Source organism: Rothia sp. LK2492 (assembly GCF_040946345.1).
In the GTDB taxonomy this organism is placed as follows: Bacteria; Actinomycetota; Actinomycetes; order Actinomycetales; family Micrococcaceae; genus Rothia; species Rothia endophytica.
On the sequence record NZ_JAYWLX010000002.1, the window covers coordinates 283,931 to 299,860 of the forward strand.

General features: G+C 58.3%; 12 protein-coding genes. 10 read left to right on the forward strand and 2 right to left on the reverse strand.

Going from position 1 to position 15,930, the window contains the following annotated elements; translation table 11 throughout:
- The first annotated feature begins 665 nt into the window (after nucleotides 1–665).
- Entirely contained in the window at nucleotides 666–2,012 is a 1,347-nt protein-coding gene (locus VVR27_RS03475; protein WP_368547082.1) for an RIP metalloprotease, read from the forward strand.
- A 3-nt stretch (nucleotides 2,013–2,015) separates the two neighbouring features.
- Here the strand turns inward: VVR27_RS03475 and VVR27_RS03480 are convergent, their stop codons facing one another.
- Nucleotides 2,016–2,687, reverse strand: a complete 672-nt coding sequence (locus VVR27_RS03480) for an MOSC domain-containing protein (RefSeq protein WP_368547083.1) — start codon at nucleotides 2,685–2,687, stop codon at nucleotides 2,016–2,018.
- A 173-nt stretch (nucleotides 2,688–2,860) separates the two neighbouring features.
- Between VVR27_RS03480 and ispG the strand changes: the two genes are divergently transcribed.
- The 5 genes from ispG (at nucleotide 2,861) to VVR27_RS03505 (ending at nucleotide 9,635) form a co-directional block, all read left to right on the forward strand.
- Nucleotides 2,861–4,027, forward strand: a complete 1,167-nt coding sequence (gene ispG / locus VVR27_RS03485) for a flavodoxin-dependent (E)-4-hydroxy-3-methylbut-2-enyl-diphosphate synthase (protein WP_346872676.1) — start codon at nucleotides 2,861–2,863, stop codon at nucleotides 4,025–4,027.
- A 17-nt stretch (nucleotides 4,028–4,044) separates the two neighbouring features.
- The gene (locus VVR27_RS03490) at nucleotides 4,045–5,187 is read left to right on the forward strand and encodes a GNAT family N-acetyltransferase (RefSeq protein ID WP_368547084.1); all 1,143 of its coding nucleotides are present in this window, start codon (nucleotides 4,045–4,047) and stop codon (nucleotides 5,185–5,187) included.
- 157 nt (nucleotides 5,188–5,344) lie between these two features.
- Nucleotides 5,345–6,829 (forward strand): hypothetical protein, encoded by a 1,485-nt coding sequence (locus tag VVR27_RS03495; protein ID WP_368547085.1) that lies wholly within the window; start codon nucleotides 5,345–5,347, stop codon nucleotides 6,827–6,829.
- A 137-nt stretch (nucleotides 6,830–6,966) separates the two neighbouring features.
- Nucleotides 6,967–8,766: a proline--tRNA ligase gene (locus tag VVR27_RS03500; protein ID WP_368547086.1), complete on the forward strand. Its 1,800-nt coding sequence runs from the start codon at nucleotides 6,967–6,969 to the stop codon at nucleotides 8,764–8,766.
- Between the two features lie 83 nt (nucleotides 8,767–8,849).
- Nucleotides 8,850–9,635 carry a TSUP family transporter gene (locus tag VVR27_RS03505; protein WP_368547087.1) on the forward strand — a complete coding sequence of 262 codons (786 nt, stop codon included), beginning with the start codon at nucleotides 8,850–8,852 and terminating at the stop codon, nucleotides 9,633–9,635.
- Here VVR27_RS03505 and VVR27_RS03510 read toward each other — a convergent pair.
- Nucleotides 9,632–10,486, reverse strand: a complete 855-nt coding sequence (locus VVR27_RS03510; protein ID WP_368547088.1) for a hypothetical protein — start codon at nucleotides 10,484–10,486, stop codon at nucleotides 9,632–9,634. The two genes, VVR27_RS03505 and VVR27_RS03510, sit on opposite strands and share 4 nt — an antisense overlap.
- A gap of 135 nt (nucleotides 10,487–10,621) precedes the next feature.
- On the opposite strand from VVR27_RS03510, the gene rimP reads away from it, so the two are divergent.
- From rimP to infB, 4 genes are all read left to right on the forward strand, one after another.
- Nucleotides 10,622–11,227, forward strand: coding sequence for a ribosome maturation factor RimP (gene rimP, locus VVR27_RS03515; RefSeq protein ID WP_368547089.1), 606 nt, complete (start codon nucleotides 10,622–10,624; stop codon nucleotides 11,225–11,227).
- Nucleotides 11,228–11,356: 129 nt separating this feature from the next.
- Nucleotides 11,357–12,394, forward strand: coding sequence for a transcription termination factor NusA (gene nusA / locus VVR27_RS03520; RefSeq protein ID WP_368547090.1), 1,038 nt, complete (start codon nucleotides 11,357–11,359; stop codon nucleotides 12,392–12,394).
- A 149-nt stretch (nucleotides 12,395–12,543) separates the two neighbouring features.
- Entirely contained in the window at nucleotides 12,544–12,789 is a 246-nt protein-coding gene (locus VVR27_RS03525; protein WP_251380797.1) for a YlxR family protein, read from the forward strand.
- A 232-nt stretch (nucleotides 12,790–13,021) separates the two neighbouring features.
- Nucleotides 13,022–15,916, forward strand: a complete 2,895-nt coding sequence (gene infB, locus VVR27_RS03530; RefSeq protein WP_368547091.1) for a translation initiation factor IF-2 — start codon at nucleotides 13,022–13,024, stop codon at nucleotides 15,914–15,916.
- The last annotated feature ends 14 nt before the right edge of the window (nucleotides 15,917–15,930 follow it).

Consider the following 15,930-nt stretch of genomic DNA (forward strand, 5'->3'; position numbering starts at 1 on the left):
TTCTCCTTGTGAAGATTTCTATGGTTTGAACACACCCGTAGCGGGTGTTCCTTCATGAATAAGTCTGTCGTGAAGAAGGGCTTAAATCAAATGTAGTACAGAATATGCTATAAATGATAGACCTTGAATAAATAAGATATATCACCTAGTCAAATCATATTCAATGGCTTTTAATGGTGGGCGGTAGATCAGCTTTTCAATCCCATGTGCACGCTTTGTTTCGCGTTCAAGGCAGTTTATGAAGTAAGTGTTCTTTTGACCTAAAAGTAAAGGTGCAAAACACTCAAAAGTTGGGGTGGGTTCCACCTAAACTTGTCTGACACTTGAACCGAAAAGCAAAACCCGCTGTGTGAGCAAAACATATGTGTAGCTTCAGCGAGAGAGAATACGGGATAGCGGCAGCAGGTCGACCCTCTCGCCAGATTCGCTAGCGCTCACGCGGCGATTCACGCCAGCCCCGAGCCAGCCTGCTACCGCTATCTCATATTCTCTCCCTGGGATGCGTCAGTCCCACTGTTGGCAAATTCAAAGACTCATCAGCTCGCCAAGAGCACCTAATTTCTAGCCGGTGGCGTAGGCTAAAAAGCTGGTATATCCCGACGCCACCCCAACTCGCCGACAAGAGAGGTGGGCCCCCGGCGTCCTACCGCGATTCAAGGAGTTCTGTGGGTATTCTGCTCTTCATTCTGGGTGTTGTGCTGATGGCGCTCGCTATTGCCGTATCCATTGCCCTGCATGAGGTGGGGCATCTGCTGCCCGCCAAGCTCTTTGGGGTGCGGGTGCCGCAGTACATGATTGGTTTCGGTAAGACCATCTTCTCCTGGCGGCGCGGTGAAACGGAATACGGTTTCAAGGCGCTACCCCTGGGCGGCTACATCTCCATGATCGGCATGTACCCGCCGGGTCGGGAAAATCAGGGAGGTCGAGCCGGCGGAACCAGCCCTTTCCAGCAACTTGCCACCGATGCCCGCGAGGCGGATGCTGAACGCATCTTACCGGGGGACGAAAACCGTCTCTTCTATCAGCTACCGGTCTACAAACGCATCATTATTATGCTGGGTGGGCCCACCATGAACCTGCTCATTGGGCTGATGTGTACCGCCATTTTGGTGACCGGCTTCGGCTCTTATCAGCCCACCGCAACCGTTAGTACGGTATCCGAGTGCGTGCAGCAAGTGAGCGCTACCGACGCTGATAGCGCGTCTGCAACTGAATGCGGCGCAGAAGACCCGGTATCACCTGCTCTGAAAGCTGGCCTGCAGCCGGGCGATGTAATAACCAGTTTTGACGGTGAACCGGTGACTGGCTGGGAACAGCTCAGCTCTATGATTCGCGACCGTGCCGATCAGACCGTGCCCGTCACCGTGCAGCGTGATGGTCAGCTACAAGAACTCCAGATTACTCCCATACTGACCGTCCGCCCGGTGATGGATGAGTTATTAGGGACCTATACGGTGGATAGTGAGGGCAACCTAGAAACCGTTGATGTTGGTTTCATTGGTATCAGCCCCGAAACCGAGCTGACCCCTGGAACGGTAGGGGAGGTGCTGCCCACGGTTGGGCAGTCTCTTGAGCGAATCGGGGCTACCCTCATTAAGCTACCCGCCCGCGTCTACGGAGTAGCACAAACCCTGATCACCAACGGGGAGCGCGATATCAACAGCCCGGTCTCAGTGGTGGGAGTGGGGCGTATTGCCGGTGAAATCGCTGCCCACGACGAAATCATGCTGCGCGATAAGGCTGCCTCCCTGGTTTCACTGATCGCTCAAATGAACCTCATGCTCTTTGTCTTCAACCTGATACCGTTGTTGCCTCTGGACGGCGGGCACGTGCTAGGTGCACTCTGGGAGGGCTTCCGCCGCAAGACTGCCCGCCTGTTAGGGCGTAAGGATCCTGGCCCCTTTGACCCGGTGAGGCTGCTGCCGCTGACCTACTTGGTGGCAGGTTCCTTCTTGGTGATGACCGTTATTCTGGTGGCTGCTGATATTTTCAAGCCCATCAACGTTTTCTAGTAGCTAGCTTGTGATGCCCGCGAGCTTTTCAACCTTTGCCTGGTAGAAGGGCGGGTAGCAGTTCGCTTCTGCCACAGCGCGAGCCGCCTGCTTATCGCCCATGGCGGCGGCGAAAGCCGTGCCCAAGGTGATCCCGTGGGTGGGTGCGTCCAGAAACTCCACGGTGTCGCCGGGGCTAACGGTGCCCGGGGTGATAACACGCATGTAGGCGCCAGCGTCCCCGCGGGCGGTGAAGGTTTTGACCCAGCCGCGCTGATCCAGCCAGGTGGCGAAAGTGCGGCAGGGGGAGCGGGGCACACTCACCTCGAGCACTGCCGTTCCCACCTTTATACGCTGGTTGAGCAGTACCTCAGCCCAGGTGATTCCTTCGGTAGTGAGGTTCTCACCAAAGTAACCATCAGTGAAGTCTTGGCTCAGTTGCTCGCCCCAGTAGTCCAGCTCTTCGCGCGCATAGGCGTAGACCGCCTTGTGCTGCCCGCCGTGGTGCTTGGTGTCGCCGATGGTATCACCCGCAACCCCGGAGCCATCCCCATAGTGAGGCCCCGGTGCAAAGACCTCAATAAAAGACTGCGCCACCTTGTTAATGCCGGTTATTTTCTGGGTTCTCGTCTGATAGGGCACAGGGTCAGCGATATTGGTTGAGAGGACGCGGGGCAAGGGTGAGGTCTGGGTCATAGGACTCAGTATAGGTGGACGTTGCTCAATACGGAGTCTGATACATCGACGTTAGCCTGACCTCTATGTGCGCTAGCTCAAGCGCCCCCAGCGCAGAAGCGTGGCACAATATATAGTTGAAACAACGCGTGCCACCGCCGGTGTGCCGCCTGTAAGTCTTTTGGAGGATTATCTTGACCTCAGTCGCTCTTGGAATGCCCGCCGCACCGCCACCCGTGCTGGCGCCGCGCCGCAAAACCCGTCAGTTCAAGGTAGGTAGCGTAGGGGTAGGGTCAGATTCCCCCATCTCGGTTCAGTCTATGACGACCACTAAAACCCACGATATTGGCTCCACCCTGCAGCAGATTGCTGAGCTGACCGCGTCCGGTTGCGACATCGTGCGCGTGGCATGCCCCACCGATAAGGACGCCGAGGCGTTGCCCATTATCGCTAGGCAGTCCCAGATCCCGGTGATTGCTGATATTCACTTCCAGCCCAAGTACGTCTTCCAGGCGATTGAAGCCGGTTGCGGTGCTGTGCGCGTGAACCCCGGTAACATCCGCAAGTTCGATAACCAGGTCAAGGAAATCGCTGCTGCAGCTAAGGATCACGGCACCTCCATTCGCATCGGTGTCAATGCTGGTTCGCTGGACCCCCGCCTGCTGGAAAAGTACGGTAAGGCAACCCCCGAAGCACTGGTGGAGTCCGCTGTCTGGGAAGCATCACTCTTCGAGGAGCACGGCTTTAACGACTTCAAGATTTCTGTGAAGCACAACGACCCCGTCATTATGGTGGAGGCCTACCGTCAGCTGGCGGCTGCCGGCGACTGGCCCCTACACTTAGGGGTCACCGAAGCAGGCCCAGCCTTCCAGGGAACTATCAAAAGTGCTACAGCATTTGGTGCCCTTCTTTCGGAGGGTATTGGCGACACCATTCGCGTCTCCCTATCAGCTCCTCCCGTTGAAGAGGTTAAGGTTGGTTCCCAGATTCTTGAATCACTCAATCTGCGCCCCCGCAAGCTCGATATCGTTTCCTGCCCCTCCTGCGGCCGCGCCCAGGTAGATGTGTGGGAACTTGCAGAGAACGTCAGCAAGGGCCTTGAAGGTATGAAGGTGCCCCTGCGCGTTGCCGTCATGGGCTGCGTAGTGAATGGCCCCGGCGAAGCTCGCGAAGCCGATCTTGGTGTTGCCTCCGGTAACGGTAAGGGGCAGATTTTTGTCAAGGGTGAGGTTATTAAGACTGTGCCCGAAGAGGACATTGTGCAGACCCTCATCGATGAGGCCAACCGCATTGCCCGCGAAATGGAAGAGCGCGGCGAAATCGACCTCTCCGGTGACCCCACTGTTTCAGTGAGCAACTAAACCACCGCACACCCACCGTGTCAGTTTTATCAAAGATCCAGCGCAACGCTGCGGACGCCATCATACGCCCGCTCACTCTCGATGACCGAGATGAGCTGGAGGCCCTGATTAGCACTGACCCGGTGGGTTTTTTATATGCCGCTGAACACCTCAACATTTTTGGCTTGCCTGCGCCCAGCACCCTGAACGCCCTCAAGACCCCCCACGGGTTTATTGGAATATTCGCGCCCCGCCACGCCGCAACTGCTGAGGGCTCGCCCAAGGACGCTGCGCCCCCAGAATCAGTGGTAGCTGGACGCCTGCCGCGTCGAGTGCTCAACGTGCTAGAGGCAACGTTTGCTAGAACTACAGAAACTGTCGGCAGAGTGCAGGGGAGTCACACCGAAGCTTCTCTACCTGGCTACGCCGAAGCGGTATCACCAGAAAACCGGGAACCTCGCTACGCTCTGGTGGGTGCCCTGTGGTTGGGCGCTAATTGCGTGCCCCTGACCATACCTGCTGAGTATCAACGCCAGGTTGCCCAGTACGTCCTGAGGCATCACCGCAGGATCGGATCTATCTTTGGGCGCCGTGAAGCTGTGATGGGTCTGTGGGAATACCTAGCTCAGCGTATGCCCACGCCCTTTGACGTGCGAGAAGACCAGCCCCTGCTGGAGCTGCCCGAGTATGTTGACCTGACCGAACTTGCAGATAGAGAACTGCGCCGCCCTAACCTAACAGCTCCGCAAATTGCCGAGAAGGTGCGGTGGGCACGCACCTCTGACCGACAAAGCCTACTGCGCGCTTCGGTGGCTATGTTTACTGAAGAAGTGGGTTATGACCCCATGGCCCGTGACCCGGCAGGCTATACCCGCCGTATCGATGACCTGACCCGCAGTGGGCGCACCCTGGTGGCCGTCAACGATGAGGGCGTGGTCGTCTTTAAAACAGATTTGGGGTTGGCTCACGGGGACGCCTGCCAACTGCAGGGCGTCTGGTTGCACCCTGCTTATCGGGGGCAGGGGCTGGCACCCACCTTGCTGGTGCAAGCGTCCCAACTCATTCGCACTCGCTTTCCCCAGCTCTCGCTCTATGTCAACAGCTATAACACGGTTGCCAGGGCACTATATCAACGCACAGGCTGGGAACAGACAGGCACTTTCTCCACTATCCTGTTCTGAACCTTACAACAGGTGGAAAGTGCCCTATAAGTGGGGGCAGGTAATACCTCGTCATAGACAGAAAAAACGCTCTGACAAGCATATTCTTATAGATATGAGAGGCTTTAACCACCGCTAGAAGCAGTAGGGTCTCTTTGTTGATCAAGGATAGGGAACTATGAAAAACCTCTACGCTTACGCCACCTCCGCTGTGGCTACTGCAGCACTGATAGTAACGATGACCCCCGCCACGGCTCAAGCTGCCGAAGCCAGCCCTGCCCCGAAGTCTGGCATTGCCAGGCTGTGGCTTAAAGATCCGGCTAAGTATGGCCAGCCCCTAAGCCCTGAAAAGTGTTTCCCCAATAAAACCTGTGCTCAGGACTTTGAAAATGCCACCATCACCTGGAATAAGAGGAACGGCGTGCAGGTGCTCAATGGTGCAGAGAACGCAGCAACCTTTAGGGCAGCGGGCGGCGCAGAGGTTTTTGGTGGCTTTGAAGGGGATGCTTGGAATCATGCCTACTGCGGCCCATCTGTTACCACTTATAACGGGCAGACCCGCTCGCTGATCGTCCTCGCAGGAGAGCATGCAGGTGCCTCACTGGATCTCAACAGCCCAGAAGCGGAACAGTGGAAAGCCGAGCGCGTGCAGACCGGCAACTGCTTCTACAAAGAAGAGACCCCTGAGCCTGCCAACCCCATCATCCCTATTACCCCGGATAACCCCAAAGACCCTGCAAAGAGCGATGTAGAAAACGCTTCCATCACTATTGACGCACTGGTTGCCTCTACCACCGACTTCCAGCCTACTGCGCCGGTTTCAGCCGTTACCCACCGTAGCGGTGTCTATTACTCGCAGGATTTCGGCAACAATATTTCAGTCCTTTATTCAGCCGAGCAGAACAAGGCTATCTGGATGAACACCAATGCAGTGGCTGAGTACCTCCTGGCACCGCAGGAGTACGGCCCCTACCTCTGGCAAACTCTGGTGAGTAATGAAGACGGTCAGCTGACTCTGCAGGCTCTTGTGATGCAGCACACCCAGTTCAGTTACAACTGGGACGATTACGGCTTTATGCTTTATGCCCTGCCCGAGAATCAGGTGCTTCTCTCCCGCCCCCTATCTCTCGAGTGGCAGGGTGAAGACTACCTTATCTACCACGATGAATTGCCCGCACTCGTCAACGGTTTCCCCGATGACGTAGCAGGCCGCGTCTACGATGAAAATCTGCCCGTTGACACCACCTTCGACTGGTCTAGCGCAAGATACATTGGTTTGCCGGGTGTTCTCGTCACCAAAGATGCTGATGGCAACGATTGGTATATCAAAGCGACCAGTGAGCAGAAGCCCCTACCGGGTGCTGTGCCTGTGAAGTCAAATATGTTGCTGGATAGCTACGTGCTGAGTGACCGCCCGCGATTTGCGAGCTACGGTGAATGGGCTTACGGCGGTGACTATAAAATGTACGGCCCGATGGCAATGCTGGGTGCCCCCGTGGGCGATGAAGTTCATGGTACAGACCCTGAGGGGGACCCCATCGTGACTCAGGAATTCGAGGGTGGTACCGCCACCTGGTACAAGGGCACTGAGTGGTTGGGAGCTGACCTTAACGAACGTGGTCTTGCAAAGACTGAATGGTACAAATCATTGAACCTCCGCTAATCAAACGGTTGGGGAGTGGGCAGCACACATCGGGGGTGCTGCCCACAGCTCTAAGCGGTAAACTGGGAGTAGACTGTGCCTGCCTCGCCTGAGGCAGGCATCTCCAGACCACTTACAAGAAACGGAACAGCAGCACCTTGGTACAGCGCCTTTCTAACCTATTCCTGCGCACCTTGCGCGAAGACCCGGCTGATGCCGAAGTCGCCAGCCACAAACTGCTGGTGCGCGCCGGCTACATTCGCCGCGCCGCTCCCGGCATCTACTCCTGGCTACCTTTGGGCCTGAAGGTTCTCGCCAAGGTAGAGAACATTGTGCGCGAAGAGATGAATGCCATCGGCGCCCAGGAAGTGCACTTCCCGGCGCTGCTGCCCCGCGAACCCTACGAGGCAACCAACCGCTGGACCGAGTACGGTGATAACCTCTTCCGCCTACAGGACCGCAAGGGCACTGACATGCTCCTGGCTCCCACCCACGAGGAAATGTTCACACTGCTGGTCAAAGATCTATACACCTCTTACAAGGATCTGCCAGTCTGCCTCTACCAAATTCAGACCAAGTACCGCGATGAGGCCCGCCCCCGTGCCGGTCTACTACGCGGCCGCGAATTCATCATGAAGGACTCCTACTCCTTCAACATTGATGACGCCGGTTTGGATGAGGCCTACCAGGCTCACCGTGCCGCCTACATCAAGATTTTCGAGCGTCTGGGTCTGGAAATTGTGATTGTGAAGGCTCAGTCTGGTGCTATGGGTGGCTCCCGCTCAGAAGAATTTCTGCACCCCACACCCATCGGTGAGGACACCTTTGTGCGCTCAGCTGGTGGCTACGCAGCAAATGTTGAGGCTGTAACCACCGTGGTTCCTGAGCCCGTGGACGCAACCAATACCCCCGCCGCTATCGTGCTGGAGACCCCCCAGTCACCCACCATTGAAACTTTAGTAGACCAGTCCAACTCCTTGCACCCCAAGGCGGATGGCGCCTGGACCGCGGCTGACACGCTCAAAAACGTCGTGGTTGCTGTCATCCTCCCGGACGGCGAACGTAAGCTGGTCGCCATCGGTGTACCCGGTGACCGTGCCGTAGATATGGATCGTGTGGAGGTTAACGTCGGCGCCCTGCTAGGTGTTGGTGGCGAGGTTGAGGTCGAGGCTGCAACCGAAGAAGACTTTAAGAAGTTCCCCCAGCTGGTCAAGGGCTACATCGGTCCCGGCAACTCGCTGGATGCCAAGCTTCTGGGTGAAGACTCTGCTACCGGCATCCCCTTCTACCTGGATCCCCGCGTGGTGCCCGGCTCTGCCTGGATTACCGGCGCTAATGAGGCCGGCAAGCACATCTACTACCTGGTCGCGGGCCGCGACTTCGAAGCTGATGGCGTCATTGAGGCCTGCGAAGTGCGCGAGGGCGACCCCGCTCCGGACGGCTCAGGTGAGCTGATGACTGCCCGCGGCATCGAGATGGGCCACATCTTCGCGCTGGGCACCAAATATGCTGAGTCACTGGGTCTGAAGGTGTTGGACCAGAACGGCAAGCTGCAAACCGTCACCATGGGTTCTTACGGTGTGGGTGTCACTCGTGCACTGGCTGCCGTTGCTGAGGGCAACCGCGATGATCGCGGCCTCATCTGGCCCCGCAACCTTGCACCGGCCGATGTGCACGTGGTGATGACCGGTAAGGGCACTGAAATCGTTGATGGCGCTGAGGCACTGGTTGCTGACCTTGAAGCCGCAGGGCTTGAGGTCATTTTTGATGACCGCCCCAAGGCGTCCCCCGGCGTTAAGTTTGGCGATGCTGAGTTGTTGGGCGTTCCCACCATTGTGGTCGTGGGGCGTGGCTTTGCCGAGGGCAGGGTTGAGGTCAAGGACCGCCGCAGTGGTGAGGCACGTGAGGTTGCTGTGGCCGATGCGGTTGCAGAGATCCTAGCTGAGGTTCAAGGCTAGAACTTAGCTTTGCGTTAGGTTTGAGAGGTGGAAGGGGTACCCCTTCCACCTCTTTATTGTTGGTGTAAAAGGACGGTGGTGCGATGCTGGGGTTTGAAGGGTTAGATCTGCTGACTCTGAGTTTGCTGCTGCTGGCTGCTTTCGCGGCTGGCTGGGTGGATGCCGTGGTCGGTGGCGGCGGAATGATTCAGCTGCCCGCTTTACTCATGGTGCCCGGGCTAACCCCGGTGCAGGCGCTGGCGACCAATAAGGTGGGCTCTGTCTTTGGCACCCTCACCAGTGCAACCACTTACTTACGGCGTGTCCCGGTGGACCGGCGCACGGCACTGCCCACCGCCCTCCTTGCTTTTGGTGCTAGCGTGATGGGCGCTCTGCTAGCAACGGTTCTGCCGGTGGTTCTCATTAAGCCGCTGATCATTCTTGCTCTGGGCGGAGTGCTGGTGTATACCCTTCTAAAACCTAAGCTGGGGGAGCTGAGCCGCCCCCAACATACCGGTGGGCGGTTGCTACTGACGAGTCTGGGGATTGGTGCAGTCATCGGTTTTTATGACGGGGTGCTGGGCCCCGGCACAGGCTCTTTCTTGATGATTGCCATGATTTCACTCCTGGGCTATAGCTTCTTGCAGGCTACCGCTCACGCCAAAATCATTAATGCTGCAACCAACCTGGGTGCTATCGTACTTTTTAGCCTGGGTGGGCACACTGTGTGGTTGCTGGGGTTGGCCTTGGGGGTTGCCAATATGGCTGGTGGCTACCTGGGTGCTCGCACCGCCATAGCACGGGGCAACGGTTTTATACGGGTGATGATGCTCTGCGTAGTGAGCGCCCTGATTCTTAAGCTCAGCTACGACCTATTCACCGGCGCCTAGCTGGCGCTGCCGGCATCCAGCAGGGTTTTGACCAGCAGAAGCTCTACCCGGTCAGCCTCCGTTGGTAGGGCAGAATCGCCGAGGGCAGCCTGCGCGTTGGTGGTAATAGCTGCCAGCGTAGCATCCAGCTGCGTAGAAGCGTCCGCAGGTTCAGCCAGAGGGTAGGACGCCGCCGGGGCTTGCAAGAGCCCCTCACAGCTCAAAATCGGGGAAAGCTCACCTTCAAGAGTTTCAGCAAATTTAGCCCAACTGCCAGCAGTCTCAGCTACCTCGCCGTATTCCTGACCGGCGCGGGCAGCGTAAACCTCTGTGACATAGCCCAGCTGTCCTAAAGCATCCTGCAGATGAAGAACTGGCTCAGAAACCGCCCCCTCTACAGGAGCTGGGTTTGGGTTATCGCAGACAACACCTTCCAACCCCTCTAAACGCTGCTCTAGCGCGGAAGGGTAATTTCCCTCAACGAGACCATCAGCTGCTGCTCCCTGCCATACCCTCACCGCAGTCATGAGGGCGCGCTCGCGGTCAGCTGCATTTTGCGTATCAAACCCGAGTGAGAGCAGCGCATCAAGGCTCTGCTCTACCCGGCTCCCGGAACCGTCTGAAACCTGAACGACTTTAAATTCTCGGGCAGCCGGTGCCAAAGTCTCCAAAGATGCGGTAATCGCCACACCTAGCTCGCCGTCCTCACCGGCTTCCTGCAGAGAAAGGAGCTGAGCTGCAATTGCGCTCTGAGTCTCAAGCTCTGCCCGGGTCTGCTCGCTCTTCCTCTGCGCCGTCAAGCCAACTGCGACCAGAGCAAGAAGTATCAGGGCCAGAAGAGCGGCAAAAATCTTGGGAAGAGAGCGGGGCATGGGCAACCTTGGGACGGCGGGAAGGACACACCCCATTCTGCCAGAAAGATCCATGCCCAGGCAGAGCTAACTGACCGGCCCCGGGATATCGGTTAGGGTAGAGAAGACGACAAACCGTGAAAGGTGAGAAAAGCTATGGCGAACGGCCCCAAGGCTTCAAAAAAGGACGCTCCTAATGCTCGCGAGCGCAGGGCATCGGCCCGTGCCGCTGAGGGTATTTCCACCCCACCGGCTGCGTCCGGCTCTTTTCTTGTGCTGGATGAAGTGCGTGGTGCTATCAAGAAGGTGGTAGCCGAAGACTTTAAGCTGGTGCTTGAAAAGGTCACAGCCCAGGGCAAGGGCGCTAACCGCACCCTTGAGATCGTGATTGATTACCCAGAAGACCGCACCGATGCTCTCTCGCTGGACACCATCGCTGAGGTTTCACAGGCAATTTCATCGGCGCTCGATGAAGCTAACGACGGTGAGGCTCCCTACATGTTAGAGGTCTCATCCCGCGGCGTCACCAGCCCGCTGATCGAAACCCGCCACTGGAAGCGCTCGATTGATCGCCTGATTGATATCACCGAAAAGGGCGGGGAAAACTACCTTGCCCGCCTCGATTCAGTGAGTGATGAGGGCCCGGTCCTGCGCCGTAAAAAAGAAACCAAGAAGGGTCAGCCGGAGTCTTACCGCGATGCGCATACCCTTCCCTGGGACGCGATTTCTGCCGCAAAGGTAGAAATTGAGTTTAACCGCTAGCTCCTAGTCGGTAGAATAGCTAGCAACGACGCATAACCTCTTTAGGTTGCACCCCTAGGGTGCGCATACAACTTAGCGGGGCCGGGGTGTGAAAACGCCCCGGCGCCGTGCTACATAGAAGGGCCCGCCATGGACATTGATTTGAGCAACCTTCGCCTGCTCGAAAAAGAGCGCGACATCTCGATTGACGACCTGATCCCCATGATCGAAAGTGCCCTTCTGTTGGCATACCAGAAGCAGCCCGGTGCAATCCGAGGCTCACGGGCAGAGATTGACCGTTCCAGCGGCATCGTCACCATCTGGGCTCCTGAGCTCGACGAAGATGACCAGCGTATCGGCGAATTTGACGACACCCCCAACAACTTTGGGCGTATCGCGGCCTCAACCGCTCGTCAGATCATTCACCAGCGTCTGCGCGATGCTCAGGACTCCCAGGTTCTCGGTGAGTTCAAAGACCGTGAAGGCACCCTGGTTTCAGGTGTTATTCAGCAGGGCCCTAACCCCCGCATGATTCACGTTGACCTCGGCACCCTCGAAGCGGTCTTGCCGACCGCTGAGCAGGTGCCCGGTGAACGGTACACCCACAACACCCGCCTGCGCGCCTACATCCTAGAAGCCCGCCGCGGCCCCAAGGGCCCCTCCATCGTACTTTCGCGTTCACACCCCAACCTGGTGCGCCGCCTCTTCGAGCACGAAGTGCCCGAAATTCAGGACGGCTCAGTTGAAATCATGGCCATCGCCCGTGAAGCTGGTCACCGCACCAAAATGGCAGTGCGCGGCACTAAGCCCGGCATTAACCCCAAGGGTTCTTGCATCGGTGAAATGGGATCTCGTGTGCGCGCCGTGATGGGTGAGCTGAATAACGAGAAGATCGACATCGTTGACTACTCGGACTCACCCGAAGAGTTCATCGCCGGAGCGCTCTCACCCTCCAAGGTCAGCGAAGTAACGGTGACCGACCGCAAAACCTTCTCAGCCCGCGCTATTGTGCCCGATGACCAGCTCTCACTGGCTATCGGCAAGGAAGGGCAGAACGCCCGCCTGGCTGCTAAGCTCACCGGCTGGCGTATCGATATCATCGCTGAATCCAAGTACCGTGCGGCTCTAGCAGCAGCCGAAGAAGCCGCTGCAGAGACCGAGACTGAAGCTTCGGATAGCGAGAGCTAACTAACATAGTTGCCGTTAGCCCCCGTAAGGGGGCTAAACTGGTCTTTAGAGGTTATTAACAGGGAACCAGTGCGCCCACTCTTGCCCCTCTACTCCATGGAGAGAGGCAGGCGGTAGCGTCCTGGTAACAGAACGAAAAGGAGGGGCACATGCACACTCCTCTTCGTACCTGTATCGGCTGCCGCGCAACTGCTGCGCAGTCAGACCTCATCAGAATTGCAAAGGTTGACGGCGAGCCCCCGCGGCTCACCTTTGACCCGGCAAAAAATCACCCGGGTAGGGGAGCCTGGCTCCACCACACTCAGGAATGCCTGGCGCTCGCAATCAAAAAGAACGCGTTCAGCAGGGCCTTTCGCACCCGGGTACAGCCAAATGAACTGGTGATCACAGCATAGTGCTGCACACCGGTTCAGGGGTAAGACCCAGGCGAACCAAGAAAGTCAAACGAGTTTGACGACTTACCTTGTAAGAAAGCGAGTCAGAAAACTGATGGAAACCCGATGAGTGCCGCACAATGAGTGCTTTTCTGTGCTCAGACACCGGCAACACCGCAGCTCACCATGAGCTGCCACCCCCAATAAACTGAAGGTTCGCGCCTGTTCTGGTGCGAATCAGAACAGGAGAAAAGTGGCTAAGCCCCGCGTTCACGAGATCGCTAAAGAACTCGGAATCCCCTCTAAAGAAGCAGTAGCAAAGCTGCAAGAACTTGGCGAATTCGTCAAGGGTGCTTCTTCAACCCTCGAAGCACCGGTTGTTAAAAAACTCCGCGCTGCTTTCCCTAACGCCAAGCCTGCTGCGGCCCCCCAGACTGAGGCTGCTAAGCCCAGCGCTTCTAGGCCCACAGCAGCGAAGCCCGGTGCCATGAAGCCCGCCGCGCCCAAGCCCGCTGATGCCCCCAAGGCTGAAGCTGAAAAGCCGGCACCTGCTGCTCCTAAGGCAGCTGAGTCTCAGGCTGAGACCAGCAAGCCTGCTGGCCCCCGCCCCGGCAACAACCCCTTCTCAACCTCACAGGGCATGCAGGCATCTGCTCCCAAGCCCGGTGCACCTAAGCCTGCAGCTCCCAAGCCCGCAGGTAAGCCCGGCCCCCGCCCCGGCAACAACCCCTTCTCAACCTCACAGGGTATGGGTAAGCGCGGCGACCGCCCCGAGCGTGGCGAACGCGGTGAAGGCCGTACCGGTGGTCCGCGTCCCGCAGGTGGACGTAACCCCCGCGGCGGCGCACCCCGCCCCGCAGGTAACGGTGGTCCCCGTCCTGCCGGTGCAGACAACCGCGCTCCCCGCCCCGCAGGTGGCCGCAACGCGCGTTCTGCAGGTGCCGATAACCGCGCTCCCCGCCCCGCAGGTGCAGGTGCCGATAACCGCGCACCCCGCCCTGCAGGTGCCGGTGCAGGTGGCGATAACCGTGCTCCCCGCCCCGCAGGCGGCGGTGCAGGTGGCAACCGCCCCTCACCCAACATGATGCCCACCAAGATGAGCGGCAACGTTGGTGCCCGCGGTGGCGCTGGTGCTCCCGCAGGCGGCGGCACCGGCCCCCGTCGCGGTGGTGGTGGCCCCGGTCGCCCCGGTGGTGGCCCTGCAGGCCGCGGCAATGCACAGGGTGCATTCGGCCGCGGTGGTGGTAAGCGCAAGAAGGGCAAGACTAAGTCAGCTCTGCGTCGTGAAGAGCAGCTGCGTCAGCCGACTGTTGGTGGCGTCGCCGTACCTCACGGTGACGGTACCACCGAGATTCGCTTGCGCCGCGGCGCCTCCCTCATGGACTTCTCCGAGAAAATAGGCGCAAACGCAGCAGCATTGGTCACCGTTCTCATCCATCTGGGTGAAATGGCAACCCAGACCCAGTCACTGGACGAAGAAACCTTCGAACTGCTCGGTGCTGAACTCGGTTACGTCATCAAGGTCGTTTCCCCCGAAGACGAAGAGCGCGAGCTACTCGAATCCTTCGACATCGACCTTGAAGCTGAAGCTGAAGGCGAAAACGACGACGTGCTCGAATTCCGCCCGCCCGTAGTGACCGTTATGGGTCACGTTGACCACGGTAAAACCCGCCTGCTGGATGCTGTGCGCAACACCAACGTCATCGACGGTGAAGCCGGCGGCATTACCCAGCACATCGGTGCTTACCAGATTCACACCGAGGTTGACGGCCAGGACCGTGCGCTGACCTTCATTGACACCCCCGGTCACGAAGCCTTCACCGCTATGCGTGCCCGTGGTGCCAAGGTCACCGACATCGCCATCCTGGTTGTCGCAGCGGACGACGGCGTCATGCCCCAGACCGTTGAAGCCCTGAACCACGCCCAGGCAGCAGAAGTGCCGATCGTGGTGGCCGTCAACAAGATCGATAAGGAAGGCGCTAACCCGGAGAAGATCCGCGGTCAGCTCACCGAATACGGTCTGATCCCCGAAGAATACGGTGGCGACACCATGTTCGTTGACGTTTCAGCACGTCAGGGCCTCAACATCACTGAGCTCCTCGAAGCTGTCTGCCTCACCGCAGACGGTGCTCTGGAACTCAAGGCTAACCCCAACAAGGAAGCCCGCGGTGTTGCCATTGAAGCCAACCTGGACAAGGGCCGCGGTGCAGTTGCTACTGTGCTCGTCCAGTCAGGTACTCTGCGCGTCGGTGACGCTATTGTCGCCGGTGCAGCTCACGGCCGCGTCCGCGCTATGTTCGATGAGAAGGGCACCAGCGTTGAAGAAGCTGGCCCCTCACGCCCCGTCCAGGTCCTGGGTCTGTCCACCGTGCCCCGCGCAGGTGACACCTTCCTGGCCACCGAGGAAGAGCGTACCGCCCGTCAGATCGCTGAAAAGCGTGAAGCAGCAGACCGCAACGCCCAGCTGGCTAAACGCCGCAAGCGCGTCACCCTCGAATCCTTCGATGCCGCAGTGGCTGAAGGAAAGATGGACACCCTCAACCTCATCATCAAGGGCGACGTCTCCGGTGCTGTTGAAGCACTGGAAGAATCCCTCATGAAGATCGAGGCTGGCGGCGACGAAGTTCAGCTGCGCGTTATCCACCGCGGCGTAGGTGCAATCACCCAGAACGACGTCAACCTGGCAACCGTCGATAACGCAGTGATCATCGGCTTCAACGTCCGCCCCGCAGAACGCGTGGCAGAACTGGCTGACCGAGAAGGCGTAGAAATGAAGTTCTACTCCGTCATCTACCGCGCCATCGAAGAGGTCGAAGCAGCCGTCAAGGGTATGCTCAAGCCCGAGTACGAAGAAGTTGAGCTCGGCTCAGCTGAAGTACGCGAGGTCTTCCGCTCCTCCAAGTGGGGCAGCATCGCCGGTTCAATCGTCCGCAGCGGCACCATCAAGCGAAACACCAACGCTCGTCTGGTTCGCGACGGCGCTGTGGTTGCAGACAACCTCAAGATTGAGTCACTGCGCCGTTTCAAGGACGACGCCACCGAGGTCCGCGAGGGCTTCGAATGTGGTATCGGTCTTGGGTCTTTCAACGACATCAAGGACGGCGACATCATCGAGACCTGGGAGATGCAGGAAAAGCCCCGCGTCTAAGCCCTCCCTAAGGG

Bases quoted from the DNA above. Each gene is read 5' to 3' on its own strand.
- VVR27_RS03480 (WP_368547083.1), bottom strand. From the start codon at position 2,687: ATGACCCAGACCTCACCCTTGCCCCGCGTCCTCTCAACCAATATCGCT.
- VVR27_RS03495 (WP_368547085.1), top strand. From the start codon at position 5,345: ATGAAAAACCTCTACGCTTACGCCACCTCCGCTGTGGCTACTGCAGCA.
- VVR27_RS03505 (WP_368547087.1), top strand. From the start codon at position 8,850: ATGCTGGGGTTTGAAGGGTTAGATCTGCTGACTCTGAGTTTGCTGCTG.
- VVR27_RS03510 (WP_368547088.1), bottom strand. From the start codon at position 10,486: ATGCCCCGCTCTCTTCCCAAGATTTTTGCCGCTCTTCTGGCCCTGATA.
- rimP (WP_368547089.1), top strand. From the start codon at position 10,622: ATGGCGAACGGCCCCAAGGCTTCAAAAAAGGACGCTCCTAATGCTCGC.
- nusA (WP_368547090.1), top strand. From the start codon at position 11,357: ATGGACATTGATTTGAGCAACCTTCGCCTGCTCGAAAAAGAGCGCGAC.
- VVR27_RS03525 (WP_251380797.1), top strand. From the start codon at position 12,544: ATGCACACTCCTCTTCGTACCTGTATCGGCTGCCGCGCAACTGCTGCG.